At 37.0% G+C, this 14,316-nt stretch carries 12 protein-coding genes and 1 pseudogene; 10 read left to right on the top strand and 3 right to left on the bottom strand.

Annotated elements, in window-relative coordinates; translation table 11 throughout:
• Window positions 1-103: 103 nt before the first annotated feature.
• From hisH to ACQY77_RS19440, 6 genes and pseudogenes are all read left to right on the top strand, one after another.
• Complete coding sequence (gene hisH / locus ACQY77_RS19465) at window positions 104-703, top strand: imidazole glycerol phosphate synthase subunit HisH (protein WP_421942410.1); 600 nt, start codon at window positions 104-106, stop codon at window positions 701-703.
• A gap of 1 nt (window position 704) precedes the next feature.
• On the top strand, window positions 705-1,454 hold the full coding sequence (hisA, locus tag ACQY77_RS19460) for a 1-(5-phosphoribosyl)-5-[(5-phosphoribosylamino)methylideneamino]imidazole-4-carboxamide isomerase (RefSeq protein WP_421940657.1): 750 nt from the start codon (window positions 705-707) through the stop codon (window positions 1,452-1,454).
• Window positions 1,455-1,512: 58 nt separating this feature from the next.
• Window positions 1,513-1,902: pseudogene (locus ACQY77_RS19455) on the top strand (endonuclease domain-containing protein); the annotation flags it as partial.
• Between the two features lie 60 nt (window positions 1,903-1,962).
• A complete protein-coding gene (gene hisF, locus ACQY77_RS19450) occupies window positions 1,963-2,715 on the top strand; it encodes an imidazole glycerol phosphate synthase subunit HisF (protein ID WP_421942411.1) in 753 nt (250 codons plus the stop codon).
• Window positions 2,716-2,749: 34 nt separating this feature from the next.
• Complete coding sequence (hisIE, locus tag ACQY77_RS19445) at window positions 2,750-3,352, top strand: bifunctional phosphoribosyl-AMP cyclohydrolase/phosphoribosyl-ATP diphosphatase HisIE (RefSeq protein WP_421940658.1); 603 nt, start codon at window positions 2,750-2,752, stop codon at window positions 3,350-3,352.
• A gap of 229 nt (window positions 3,353-3,581) precedes the next feature.
• On the top strand, window positions 3,582-4,487 hold the full coding sequence (locus ACQY77_RS19440; protein ID WP_421940659.1) for a WD40 repeat domain-containing protein: 906 nt from the start codon (window positions 3,582-3,584) through the stop codon (window positions 4,485-4,487).
• On the opposite strand, the gene ACQY77_RS19435 is transcribed toward ACQY77_RS19440, so the two are convergent.
• Both ACQY77_RS19435 and ACQY77_RS19430 read right to left on the bottom strand, forming a co-directional pair.
• Window positions 4,484-10,273 carry a carboxypeptidase-like regulatory domain-containing protein gene (locus ACQY77_RS19435; RefSeq protein ID WP_421940660.1) on the bottom strand — a complete coding sequence of 1,930 codons (5,790 nt, stop codon included), beginning with the start codon at window positions 10,271-10,273 and terminating at the stop codon, window positions 4,484-4,486. The genes ACQY77_RS19440 and ACQY77_RS19435 overlap by 4 nt on opposite strands.
• 35 nt (window positions 10,274-10,308) lie before the next feature.
• Complete coding sequence (locus ACQY77_RS19430) at window positions 10,309-11,094, bottom strand: NlpC/P60 family protein (protein ID WP_421940661.1); 786 nt, start codon at window positions 11,092-11,094, stop codon at window positions 10,309-10,311.
• Window positions 11,095-11,203: 109 nt separating this feature from the next.
• Here ACQY77_RS19430 and ACQY77_RS19425 point away from each other — a divergent pair, with 109 nt between their 5' ends.
• On the top strand, window positions 11,204-11,656 hold the full coding sequence (locus ACQY77_RS19425; protein ID WP_421940662.1) for a universal stress protein: 453 nt from the start codon (window positions 11,204-11,206) through the stop codon (window positions 11,654-11,656).
• A gap of 213 nt (window positions 11,657-11,869) precedes the next feature.
• On the opposite strand, the gene ACQY77_RS19420 is transcribed toward ACQY77_RS19425, so the two are convergent.
• Window positions 11,870-12,220, bottom strand: coding sequence for a 4Fe-4S dicluster domain-containing protein (locus ACQY77_RS19420; RefSeq protein WP_090882873.1), 351 nt, complete (start codon window positions 12,218-12,220; stop codon window positions 11,870-11,872).
• Between the two features lie 78 nt (window positions 12,221-12,298).
• Here ACQY77_RS19420 and ACQY77_RS19415 point away from each other — a divergent pair, with 78 nt between their 5' ends.
• The 3 genes from ACQY77_RS19415 to ACQY77_RS19405 all read left to right on the top strand — a co-directional run bounded on the left by ACQY77_RS19415 (window position 12,299) and on the right by ACQY77_RS19405 (window position 14,266).
• Window positions 12,299-13,315, top strand: coding sequence for an acyl-CoA reductase (locus ACQY77_RS19415; protein ID WP_421940663.1), 1,017 nt, complete (start codon window positions 12,299-12,301; stop codon window positions 13,313-13,315).
• A gap of 62 nt (window positions 13,316-13,377) precedes the next feature.
• Complete coding sequence (locus ACQY77_RS19410; RefSeq protein WP_421940664.1) at window positions 13,378-13,581, top strand: fructose-6-phosphate aldolase; 204 nt, start codon at window positions 13,378-13,380, stop codon at window positions 13,579-13,581.
• Between the two features lies 1 nt (window position 13,582).
• Window positions 13,583-14,266 carry a cell division ATP-binding protein FtsE gene (locus ACQY77_RS19405; RefSeq protein WP_421940665.1) on the top strand — a complete coding sequence of 228 codons (684 nt, stop codon included), beginning with the start codon at window positions 13,583-13,585 and terminating at the stop codon, window positions 14,264-14,266.
• The last annotated feature ends 50 nt before the right edge of the window (window positions 14,267-14,316 follow it).

Here is a 14,316-nt window from a genome sequence, read left to right as displayed (position 1 = left end):
AATAAACAAACGATAAAGTCAAATAATGAATCAAGTAGGAAAAATTGATGCCCCTTATTCAAGTGATATAAACGATATCAAAGACGAAGCCCCTTCTAAGGGGATGGGGGGTATTGGAATAGTAAATTATGGCGCAGGCAATATCTTTTCTTTAACCGCAGCATTGGAACGCCTCAATTTATCCTATGGTATGGTTAATACCGAGGCCGACCTGACCAAATATAGCCATATCATCATTCCCGGAGTGGGCCATGCAGGCGCTGCCATGGAAAAACTAAAAGCTACCGGATTAGTTTCTGCAATAAAAAAACTAACTAAGCCAGTATTGGGTATTTGCGTGGGCATGCAGCTAATCACTGCACATTCAGAAGAAGGGGACGCTCCTTTACTCGACATCGTTCCAATTAACACCAAAAAATTCGATAAGTCACTGAATATCAAAATTCCACATATGGGATGGAATGCAGTAAATCATCAAAACAATTCGCTGTTTGAAGCTGTTGACAATAATGCACAATTTTACTTTGTGCATTCGTATTTTATTGAATATAACCCTACTTTTGACATCGCTTCTGCTGATTATGGATTAAAGTTTTCAGCAGCTGTACAAAAAGATAATTTTTACGGCGTTCAGTTCCACCCTGAAAAATCAGGAAAAGCTGGCGAACAGATACTAAAGAATTTTTCAAACTTAAGCTTATAAAATGTACATAATACCTGCTATTGATATTTTGGATGGGAAGGTGGTTCGCTTACGTGAAGGCGATTACAACCAAAAAACTGAATACGATGTTTCCATTGCAGAAATGATCGAAAAATACCGTTCTAACGGTACAGATTTCATCCACATTATAGATTTAAACGGTGCCAAAGGTGATTTTAGCAACCAAAAATCATTGTTTGAGATCATTAAAAAAACGGAAATGAAAGTGCAATATGGCGGAGGAATCAGAACCATAGAACAAGTAACCAATTTACTTGATGCCGGAATCCACCGTGTAATTGTAGGAACACAGGCCATTACTAATCCCGACTTCCTCCCTTCGTTAAGTGAAGCCTTTGCCAAAAAAGATGACTATGCTAACCGCATTGTAATCGCCATTGATGTTTTGGACGAGGTAATTAAATATTCTGGATGGATGGAAAGCTCACCGATTAAATTAATGGATTATGTAGACAAGTGTCTGCAATTAGGATTCTTCCGTTTCCTGTGTACCGACATTAATAAAGATGGCAAACTGGGAGGCGCAGCAATTGACTTATACAAAAAACTCCTAGATCACTCACCTTTCATTAAATTGATTGCCTCGGGTGGTGTAAGTTCTATGGACGACATTAGAGATCTCGCCAAATTAGAAGTTAGGAGTGTTGTAGTTGGAAAAGCAATTTACGAAAACAGAATCTCTATTGAGGAAATTAAGGAGTGGAATTTGAAAGCGTTGAGCTCGATATAATTCCCCCCGGCCCCCTGAAGGGGGAGCTAAAGGCATGCTGGTAATAGTAATTGCATAAATGAACTATAAAATACCACAAGATGATGATTTTGGAACACTACCGCTCAACGAGCCTAACATGTTTTATGGCGCATCCAGAATCATTTTTGAAAATGCCAGGAAGCTAAGAAATACTCCCACAGATGCTGAAAGGTTACTGTGGGAGTATTTAAAAGAAAAAAAATTAGGAGTAAAATTCCGGAGACAGCATCCTATTTCGTTATTTATAGCGGATTTTTATTGTCACGAATGCAAGTTAATCATAGAATTAGATGGCACTATACATCATGTACCAGAAATAACCATTCATGATATCGACAGGCAAAAAGCAATTGAAAATCTCGGCATAAAGATAATCCGGTTTAAGAATACTGATCTTTACAATAATTTAAATCACGTTTTGGATAATATAAAGGGAGCCATATCGGCTCAACAGTTTGCAGGTCCCCCTTCAGGGGGTGCAGGGGGTTTGAGTAAAAGAATAATACCCTGCCTTGACGTAAAAGACGGTCGCACTGTTAAAGGTGTGAACTTTGTTGATTTACGCGATGCCGGAGACCCGGTAGAACTTGCTGCTCAATATGCACAGCAAGGTGCCGATGAATTAGTATTTTTAGATATCACAGCGACGCATGAACGCCGAAAAACCATGATTGAGATGGTAAAATCGGTTGCAAGACAATTAAATATACCCTTTACTATTGGTGGTGGAATAACTGAAATTGCTGATGCTGATGTGCTGTTGAACGCCGGAGCAGATAAAATCAGCATCAATTCGGCAGCAGTTAGAAACCCTAAACTAATTGAAGATCTTGCAAAAACTTTTGGCGTTCAGTTTGTTGTTTTAGCTGTAGATACCAAACATGTTGAAGGCAGAAATATGGTTCACCTCAATGGAGGTAGATTAATTACGGAGCTCGAAACCGAAAACTGGATCAAACAAGCGGAAGATTTGGGTGCTGGCGAGATTCTCCTTACCTCTATGGATCATGATGGCACAAAAGCTGGTTTCGATTGCAACTTATTGAATAAAGTAAACCAAATGATCAATATACCGATCATTGCATCAGGTGGAGCTGGCAGTATGGATCATTTCACAGAAGTTTTCCAGAAAGCAAACGTTGACGCAGCATTAGCGGCATCTGTTTTCCATTATGGCGAAATCCTAATTCCCGATCTCAAGCAAGAACTCAAAAGAAATCATATTCCCGTGCGGATATAACACACTCGACATATCGAGTCAATATTAAAAGAAAATGAACATCAATATATCATCCCTTGATTGGGATAAAACAGCTGGCTTACTTCCTGTAATTATTCAGGATTACAAAACCCTTGAAGTTTTAATGCTTGGCTATATGAATGCTGAAGCACTGGAAAAAACACAGGCTGAAGGCAAGGTTACCTTCTTTTCGAGATCTAAAAATCGCCTTTGGACAAAAGGGGAAACCAGTAATAATTTCCTTTACGTGAAAGAGCTCTTTGTGGATTGCGATAACGACACCATCCTGATTAAAGCCGATGCCGTTGGCCCTACCTGCCACACGGGCAGTCGCAGCTGTTTCAAAACAGATTTCAACCAGAACTTCATTTTCGAATTGGAAAACATCATTAACGATAGATATGAAAATCCGGTTGAAGGTTCTTACATCAATAAAATGAGAAGTAAGGGCTTAAATAAAATAGCTCAAAAAGTTGGTGAAGAAGGTGTAGAAACCGTAATAGCAGCATTGGCTGAAACCGAAGAAGATTTGATCAATGAATCATCTGACCTTATCTTCCATCTATTATTTTTACTTAAGGAAAAAGGATTGTCAATTCAGGATATCGCAAAGAACTTAGAGAAAAGACATAAATAAGTTTTGAGTTTAGTGTGTAACACTCAGGCTGATCAGACTAGTATTACTTCTTGATACTTGATTCTCGACACTTGAATATCGTAAACTACTGAAAGCGAATGCTTATCATGGTGTTCTCCAAGGTGTTTAGATGGTTAAATTTATGTGCTGCCCATCTTGATACTTGATACTTGATTCTCCATACTTGATACTTGATACTCCATACTTGATACTAATTTAACACCCACAAATGCTTAAACATCTCCATACTTTCTCCGGCCACCAAAACCCTGTCTATGCCTTAGCTCATTCAACTGAAGACGACACCTTCTTTAGTGCCGGAAATGATAAAGGAGTGGTAGAATGGTCATTAGCGAATATGGCTTTCGTGAAGGTGAAGATGCCAGTTCAAAGCTCTGTTTACTATCTTCATTACAATAATGGCCTTTTATTCGTTGGAGAAAGAAGTGGTGCTTTTAGCGTTTATGATCTCGCAAAAGAAAGTGTGGTGACCCGGGTTAACGCCCACTTAAAGCCAATCTTCGATATTAAAACAGTCAAAGCAAAAAATGAATTAATTACCACTGGGGAAGATGGAACTGTTGCCATTTGGTCTTTAGATGATTATAAAGAAATTTACCGGTTTCAGGCAGCATATGATACTGTAAGAGCAATTGCTATCTCTCCTGATGAGCAGGAAATTGCCTTTGGATGCAAGGATCACTTGATCCGAATCTATAATCTTTCAGATTACAGCCTCAAACAAAGTTTAGATAGTCATACCCTACCGGTCACTTCTTTAGCTTATCACCCGAAAGGGAAATACCTGATTTCTGGAAGCAGAGATGCACAGTTAAAAATCTGGAACCTTCCGGCTCATGAACTACTGCAAACTATTCCGGCGCATATGTTTACGGTATACGACATTGCCTTTCATCCTATCCTACCTTATTTTGCGACAAGCAGTCAGGATAAAAGTATTAAACTATGGGATGCGGAGAACTTTAAACTTTATAAAATCCTCAGTTTGGAAAAAGCTGGTATTGGACACACACACTCCATTAATAAGATAATCTGGAGTAATGATGGTAAACACCTAATTTCTACTGGAGATGATAAAAAGGTAATGGTTTGGGAGATGATGGATGAGGCTTAATTTATACCAACTTTCTTTATTTCTTCCCTTCCGTAAAATACAGGAAAATACATCATTTCAGCTTTTGCCGGATTGAGACTATAACTACCTGCATATCTTGGCATCAAGTCCACATCAAAGGTATAAGTACCTTGTTTTAATTTATTACAAAATATGGAAGTTTTGTTTTTATAATACTCCCGGTGTGTTTCTACTCCCCAAAAGTTCTGCCTTTTATTTTCATAACTACATCCTGCCGGAATAGGTATCTCTATCATAACATATTCTGCATCTGCACGGACATTAACTACAACTTTTAGCGTGGTTAATGTACCAGCTTTTAACTTTTTAACAGTCGCTCCGTCCTGAACAAAACTTGTATTAACGGTAAAATCTTTATTCACTTTTTCGGGATGAGCGTTGTGAAACTTTTGGTAAGCCGTAAAATACACTGGCATCTTTCCGGACTTTTCCAGTTTGACATGTCCGACATTTTCAATCACTTTATCATAAGGAAACTGGTAAACCAACTGGCCTCCAATCTTAACTGAAGCCGGCTCATTTTTTAAATTTCTCAAGAGCATTTCAGGCAAAATGGTTTCCAGAATCAACGCTGATTCAAAAGTATTCCTCCAATGCCCATCCTTACGCTGCTCCAAAAAATATAAGGTAATCTTTTCAAGAATGCCTTCATGCCCTCCATCACGTTTCAAAATCCGATAGGCCAATATTGTATTTTGGATACTGTTATCCCAAAATTTAATCCCCTCATTTCCCCAATAAATGTTTCCAAACATAGTTTCTTTTCTAATCGACAGTAAAGAATCGACATTAACTTTTAATCCTGCTAACTGTTTCAATTCGCAGAATGCTAGTCGCTCATAGAGATTTGGGCTTGCCTGTTTTTTCTTTCTTTCAAAAGCCAAGAGCCAATCTTTGATATAATGTTTATCATCTAAGAGATTTAATAGCTTAATTGTTGATAACTGATTATAATCAGATTCTTGCGTTAGTTTCTCTATCAAATATTTATAAAGTACAGTTTTATTTAACTCTACTTTAAATCCTTCTTTTTCGCATTGCAATAGTGCTTCAACCACATGTAAACTGATCCACATTTGCTCTTCGCCATTTTGCCACCATCCCCAGGTTCCCTGCGGATTTTTGCTCTCTTTGAGCTTCTTTATAATATATAAAATATCTTTCTCATGATTAAAAGACTCGCCTAAATATTTTCGAACCTGTTTTTCCAGCAACAAGGATTTCAGTTTTGATGCCAATTGCTCATTACATAAATATTCGTACTCGCGCAGTTTTGTCATTTCATCCAGTAAGGTTGGGAAAACAGATGACTCTACCCTCACAACAACCTTACCTAACTTTTTGTCGAAACTATAATTGATAATTGTATCCGCTAGCAGGGCAGAAAAGTATCCTTTGGTTTCTGTCACACCAGGTTTGTATACTGGTATTTTCCGGAGTTCCCCATCAAAGTAACCATTCTCCTGTTTTAAAGTATACTCAAATTTCAAACTATCTTTTTCTTTTACTACAATATCCACTGTATCAAGATAAGAGTTCTTAACTTTTATATTTGAGTTCAGCATTTCAGTTCCGTTATATAAAAATTTTCTACTCAGGATTTCTTCCAAGGGAGTGTAATTCATTATTTTTCCAATAACCTTTATACTATCTCCGGATAGTGCAAATTGAGGCGAAACAAAATTCGCACTAAGCGATTTAAAAGATTTAATATTTGTTTCTGTCAAGCCAACTTGTTTGCCCTTAGCAGCAATTACTCTGGTTTTCCAATTTGTAATATCATCTGGAAACTTGACCTTAAAATCCGAAATTCCATTTTCATCGGTGATTAATGTTGGCTTCCAAAAACCTTGATCAGAAAATTTTGTCCTCATGGTTTGTTGTTGCGACACCAATTCGCCAGCATCATTGACACCAGATACACCTTTTTTTGTTTTAATGATAATTACTCCATTAGATGCCCTTGAACCATATATTGCAACCGCATCAGATGATTTTAAAATATCCACATTTGTGATGTTTTCTGCAGACAGCATGTTGATGTCTCCAGCAAAAGGAACTCCATCAACAATGATAATAGGCTTTTCTGTGGTTGGCAAGGACATTACACCCCGAATAGTAACAAGGGTATTATTGTTGATGGTCAAACCGGCAGCTTTACCTGCAAGGGAGCCTGAAATACTTGAAATGCTTCCTGTAAGTATACTCTTCTTAGCCGCTCCATACCCAACTACCACAACCTCATTTAGCGCCAAACGTTTTTCATCAAGTAAAATATTTCCAGCTGCCCCATCCACTACGCTGACTTCCTTGTGTTCATAGCCAATATAGCTAATTTGAACTTTGCCTCTTTTAGGTATTTTGATTGCGAATTTTCCTTCACGATCAGTAGAAACTCCAGCACTCAAACCCACTACTTTAACTGATGCACCGGCTATTGCAACGCCGTCTTTAGCAGAAAGCACCCGGCCAGTCATTAAACCTTTCAAATTACTCAAATCAAAATTCTTTTCGTTAAATCGCTCAATTTCTTCCTTTGCAACTGTTGAGACGGTTTCATGATCATGATTTGATCTCACATTTTTTATATACTGATCTAACTTAGTGCTCAAGGAATCTGCCTCTGAAATTCTGAATGTCTTCCACGAATAAAAATTTTGCCCATTGGACTTAATCAAAATATCTTCTGCCGTGAAATATCTATTATCCTTTAATAAAAACATAATCTTATATTTCCCTGCTTCAAATGAAGGTAAATAGTTATTATTGCCTGAATATATTTGAACAAAGTCCGGCTCATCCGGCTTATAGATGATAATATTTTTTATATAAGGCAAACGATTGGTGAATACTGTATCAATTTTGTAACTCAATCTACCTGTATGAGTTGTTCTTGCAACGCGATTATTATTAAAAAGCTGGGTAGTATGACTTCTCAAATCCAAATAATTACTCCATAAACTATCTATTTCATTCTTCCGAATTGCATACTGCTTATAATTTATGTTATCATTGTTGGACTGAGACGAAAGAACCGAACTAAATGCCCAAATTCCACGATATGATTTTTGCTTGATTAAGCCTGGAGTAAAGGTGTAAGTATAGCCTGGCTCTTTAATAAAATCCTGAACAATTGACCCTCTTCTAAAGGTTAAGTAATTTACTCCTATTGGTCCTATTAACAATTCTCTACCACTATACACACTCGGTGGAGAATTAAGCAAATAATTATTTTGGTCTGCACTTAAGATTGCTTTTTCACTATCAAAGTTATCCTGAATCTTCAGCATATATTTATTCAATTGCTCACTTTCTTCCAGGCTTAAGTCGTACGGCGATTTTACTACTGACGCAATTTTATTAGTGCGATCGGCAAGCACACTAAAAATGGTTTTTTTCCCCTTTGGGATTTCAACATCAGTTAAAGATATAGTTTGACCTGCAGTACGCAAACGAAAAGAGTGCTTTCCGGGTTTTACAGGAAATGAATACCGTGCAAGTTGGTCTGCCTGACTAAAATAAACAGGTATATCATCAATATAAACAATATTCACCGGTAAAATCGCTCCGTTTAAAACCGCAAATGGAGCTACCTGAGTAATGGTATCTTTTGCGATCTCCTGTATTGAGTAAAACGATTTCGGATGTGTAAATTTATAGTACTCAATGGTATCTAACCCTAGTTTCCTCCCCCATTTTTCCCAGTTGATGATAAAATTGGCATTAAGAGATATATAATCTGATTCAACCTCGAAATTCTTCTTCCTTCGGGCATAAAACTTCTTCTCAAAATTAGGGAGTGCAGGCTGGTTATCATTTTCAAACTTTGATGTGAATGCATATGCAGTCAAATCCGTTTCCGCAACTGGTTTGTCATTTGCATCTGTAACCTTTACTCTCATATTAACCTCTTGGCCGGGATAAACCATGTCAGGGGCTATCAACCTTAGGTTTAATTGTTGGTCATTGAAAGCAACACTGGCTTCTTTACTTATTTCACTACCGTCCCAAAAGTAGTTAATTCGAATATGAGCCATATTATTTCTGGAATGTTTAAATACAGTATCCAAGGCATTTGTAAATCCCTTTATCAAAACCTTGTTTCCCGAAAAGATGGTGTACCAAAAGGGAACTTTATGTACATTATTAACAACCACCCTTAGAGAATCCTTATTCTGTAATGCGGCAATATCCAGAACAGGCTTAAAATCAGACAAAAACACATCCTGCCTGGTTCCATTGGCGATGATTACTCTATAATGATCAATACGAAAATCAATTTTGAGCGTTGCTGGGAGTGTTACAAAAAAAGAATCTAATAAAATACCTGCACTGGAATAGGAAAGTATTGTGGCATCGTGTTTATTCGATTGATCATTTACCCGATAGTCAATAAGCAAACTATCTTTTTTCAAAACTGATTTAATTTCTTCCAAAGGCTTATCACCACTCTTATAGATATATGATAGATTTTTAGTTTCGGAACGGGTTTCATTATTGCTATTTCTAAAGTTAAATCTTAATAAAAAGTTTAAATCAGCTTTTGGGAATATACTATCTGGGAGAACAAGTTTGGTTTCACCTACAGGCTCTAGATTTATTGTCCTTTTCCACAGTGTATCGGGAATAAAAACATGGGTATCCGAAAATCGGGAAACGTATGAGGTCAAACCTAGAATCTCGACCCTTCCGTCTGGTACTGCAAGTTCATTTTCGTCAGTAGCTTTAAAAAAAATAGTTGCCGGAGCCCCCACCTGATGATTTACTCTATCTGTGCGGACAGCAAATTTCAGTGATTTTAATTCATAATCTTCATATAAAAAATTTCTTGAAATCAAGGTTTTACTTCCACGTTTATCCTTTACAATTAAAGCTACAGTATAATTCCGATCTAAAGTCAGGTTTAAACTATCGGCTAATACAAAGTCGTATGAATATCCACCATCTCGGTAGGGCTTGATGTTAGCCAATAATTTTTGTTTTCCTCTATTGTCTGAAAGTACTACCTCTACAATTTTATTATTTATTTTTTTACCTGAGGAAGTTAACACATAGGCTTTGAACTTAATGGTGTCAAGGGGTTTATATTTTGGCTTACTAAAAACCATAAAGCCCTGATATTGAGATGATTTATTTTTACGCCTTGAAAAAAGACTTTGCAGGGGTGTCCAAGTATATCTTAACGGAGATGAATAAACTACCTTTTTAAAAAAGTTCCAGTTTTGTTTGTGATTGTAAGGTTTTGTGCTTTCTAAATCGAAGGAGAAGAAATTGGCAACCCCATTAAATTCGACTTGTATAAAATCTTCTTTTTTAGGATAAGAAGTTTTATATAATTGTGATTGATGGTCAAATCTAATCACCTTCCCTTTTCCAGTATTGACTTTAGCATTTGGGAGCAGGTTTCCACTCAAATCTGTAATAAAAAATTGAAACTCCTTAAGGTTGTTTATAAAATGTAACTCTACATTTCCAACGGCTTCAAACCTGTAGCGAATAGTATTTTTGTAGGTACTGACATAGATGTAATTCCCGAAAGCGAGGTGCTTTTTATACCCCTTGTCTGTATAGAAACTATCCACCAAGGTATGAAAAAAAGTATCACTCAATGCATCCTTGCCTTTTGATGCGATTTTAGCGGTCTCTTGTTCTGTTATTTTATAAATATAGGTATAGTAGCCAGCTTCTTTACTAGATGACAATTTATTTTGAGCAAAGCTCCAAGAACAAAAAAGAAATAAGGAAAGCGTTAAAAATATCTTCATATAAATGATTTTAAATGAAGATGCAATTCTTCCGGCTATTCCACAAATCGTTTTATAATTCTCAACTTATGCGTATAGCGCCCCAGCTCCTTACTAAAAATCCCCTGATCGTCAATAGGATCAATTTTTACCTTGGCTGAAGAATGGATGATCTCATTAGGATTCAACATAATACCCACATGCGTGATTCTTCCTTCTTCATTATCAAAAAAAGCAACATCACCCAGTTTTGATTCGGCAAGAAAGCTCACCAACCTGCCTTGCTCAGTCTGCTGTGAAGCATCCCGGTTTAATTTGATGCCCAACATCTTAAACACCACTTGTACAAAACCTGAGCAATCTAAACCATATGCGTGTCTGCCTCCCCATAAATAAGGTGTATTTTGGAAAAATTTGGCTGTTGCTTCGATATCTCGACTAAAATTTGCCTGCTTACTATCATAAGGAGCAAAATCCAACTGGAATTTTTCTGTTCCGGCAAAGCAAAAACCATCTTTTAGAAAAGGTAAATTACTTCCGGGACTTAAATGGTATAAACTACCATCTTCTGCACGCAGCACATTATTAAAGTTTAAGGGAGCCAATTGAGTACAGTTTTTTAAATCCTGAAATTCAGCTTCAGATATTCCGGTAAGCTGCCTGAAATCAATCCAACCCTGATAACCATCATGACCATTTTGGATAAGCCACCAACGCTCCTCCTTTTGGATAATTTCTACAGCTTCTCCAAATAATAGTTGAGATACAATTTCTGCTCTATCCGATGCATCAGCTCTTAAAGGCGCAACTGCAACCCGACAAATACCATATTGATTTTCCATTGACTTCTTTTACTAAAAGGTATGTAAAACTAACAATTTACATCTATTGCCTAACATTTTGCCAGCAAATTTGTTATTTTTATGATGATTACATTTAAATCTGCTCGCCATGAAGTTTAACAAAATATTAATCGCAGTTGATAACAGTACCTGCTCAGAAAAAGCAGCAAAAGCTGGTTATGATATGGCCGAAAAATTCAGTGCCGAGGTAGCCTTGGTTAATATTATTGAGCCAATTCCCGCCAATGTAAACCCTGATTTAACTTTGGCACCAGTATTTTTAGAGACTTACGACAATAGTGAGGAAAACAGCCACATCCTGCTCAAAGAAATTGAGGACAAATTTGGGAGAGGCATAAAAACAACTTACCTCAGCATTGTGGATACAGCTGCACATGGTATTATTCAGCAATCTGACGAATGGGGCTCTGATCTTATTGTAATCGGAACCTATGGCAGAACTGGTCTGTACCACTTTTTAATGGGAAGTGTGGCCGAGCACGTAGCCAGAAAATCAGCCTGCCCTGTTTTGATTATCCCGAATAAGTGTGAGGTGGATTAGTTTATTGGGAATTGGTTGATTTGTCAGTAGTCAATTGTCAGTAGTCAATAGTCAATAGTTTACTCGTCATTAGTCATTGGTTTAACCCATTTTTGTCCACAATAATATCGAACAATTAGTTGGCCGATTGCAATCAACAATTAAACAGCCTAGCAATTAAACAAAAAAAGACACTTTTCAGTGTCTTTTTTTCCAAATATATCTTCAATCAGCCTATCCTTCCTGGTGCAACCAGGCTTTCTTAGCCAATAATTCTTCTTCTGTTTCACGGATATCTTCATCATCCACGCAGCAGTCTACAGGACAAACTGCAGCGCACTGAGGCTCATCATGAAAACCTTTACACTCTGTACACTTATCCGATACGATATAATACACCTCATCAGATACTGCTTCTTGCGAAGCATCTGCTTCAATTTGCTGATTTCCAAAATCAATGATGCCCTCTAGATTGGTTCCGTCAGAAAAACGCCATGCAGTACCGGCATCGTAAATTGCGTTATTTGGGCATTCCGGTTCGCAAGCCCCACAATTTATACACTCATCTGTTATTTTAATTGCCATGTTTTCGTCTAATTCTTTTGCTTAGTTTACCTTTGCGATGCAAATATAATATATAATCACTTAATAATAATTCTAAATATGTCAGCATTAACACATGATAAAGCAATTAGCGCCTTTAAAACCCTGGGACAAATGCTTACAAACCCTACTGACATACTAGGAAATACAATTTTTAGTGCCGAAAGCAGCAATCCCTGGTTTACCCAAAATAATATAAAAAAATCATTAATTTCTTTTGGAGAGATGCTAAACACCAAAGATATTGATCTTTGGTTCCAATCTGCCAGCTTTAATCCCTCAGCAAAAAAGGTCGGGCTTATCTTAGCGGGAAATATTCCAATGGTAGGTTTTCATGATGTTTTATGCGTTTTGGCTACCGGCAATATTGCTTTGATCAAACTTTCCTCATCAGATGATAAACTGATTAAAACGGTATTGTCCAAACTAATCGAAATCGAGCCAGCTTTTGAATCTCATATTGAATATGTAGAGCGACTGAAAGATTTTGATGCTGTAATTGCTACAGGAAGCAACAACTCATCTCGTTACTTCGAATATTATTTCAGTAAAGTTCCACACATCATCAGGAAAAACCGGAATAGTGTAGCAGTTCTGAATGGCTTAGAAACGGAAGCAGACATTCAAAACCTTGGAAACGACATTTTTGATTATTTTGGCTTAGGATGCAGAAATGTTTCTAAAATGTATTTCCCCAAAGGATATGATGTTGCTAAATTCTATGACCACTTAGAGACTTACCAGGATATTATCAACCATTTCAAATACCAGAACAATTATGATTACAATAAATCTATTTATTTGGTAAATGCCGCAAAGCACTATGATAATGGTTTCTTGCTCTTAAAAGAAGATCAATCTCTCGCTTCTCCCCTGGCCGTGGTATTTTACGAAGAATATGAAGACTTAAAAGCCCTTGATCAAACGTTGAATGAAAAAGCTGAAGATATTCAGTGTGTAGTTAGTAATACGACCTTATCTGTTCCAACTTTTGCCTTTGGCCAAAGCCAGCACCCTAAACTTTGGGATTATGCTGATAATATTAACACGATTGATTTTTTGAATTCAATTGCTTAAACCGGATTCTTAATTGACCTTATCTTTCCGCTTCTCATTTTGAAATGCTATTTTTGGACACAATGTATATCATTAAAGTAAAAGGCATAGCCAAAATTCCAGATTACGTGCAGCTGAGAGACGATAAGTTTACACTTCTGGCATATTTCAGGGTAGATAGACCTGATAAATCGCTTGATAAATTGGGCCTTGGCGATAAACTTGATTACATTATGGAAGTAGTAAAAGATTTGCCTTTTGGGCAAATTGCTAAATTAGAAATATAAAATGGCAGGAAACGCAGTAATTCATTTAAGCAACGTTGATGTTTTTCAACAAAAAAACCTAGTGCTCTCTAATGTAAATTTACATATAGAAAAAGGCGAATTTGTTTTCTTAATCGGTGCAACAGGTTCAGGAAAGAGTAGCTTGCTTAAAATTTTATATGGCGATTTACATATTGGTAACGGCAATGGAGATATTGTCGGATTTGACCTTAAAAACCTTCGGGAAAACCAGGTACCTTTTCTTCGTAGAAAATTAGGTGTCGTATTTCAGGATTTTCAATTGCTCACCGATAGAACAATTGAGAAAAATTTAGAATTCGTACTGAAAGCAACAGGTTGGAAAGATGAAAAACTGATCAATGAGCGCGTAAAAGATGTTTTAGATAAAGTAGGTCTTCGGTCTAAGATTAAAAAAATGCCCCATGAAATATCTGGTGGAGAGCAACAGCGCATTGTAATTGCCCGTGCACTTTTAAACGACCCTGAAATCATTCTGGCAGATGAACCAACAGGTAACCTGGACCCTGAAACTTCAGAAGAAATTGTAACCCTGTTAAAACAGATTAGTCAGAACGGAACCGCTGTTTTAATGGCCACACACGATTATCACATCATCAGAACTTTCCCATCACGCATCATCAAATGTGATAACGGAATCGTTCATGAGGATGCACAAATAGCATAACAAGACTGACATCCGTCAGCCAATCAGCCAAACTGTTCAGTTTAATTCAA

Source organism: Pedobacter sp., from assembly GCF_965279535.1.
Taxonomy (GTDB): domain Bacteria; phylum Bacteroidota; class Bacteroidia; order Sphingobacteriales; family Sphingobacteriaceae; genus Pedobacter.
This window is presented reverse-complemented; position numbering and strand designations above follow the sequence as displayed.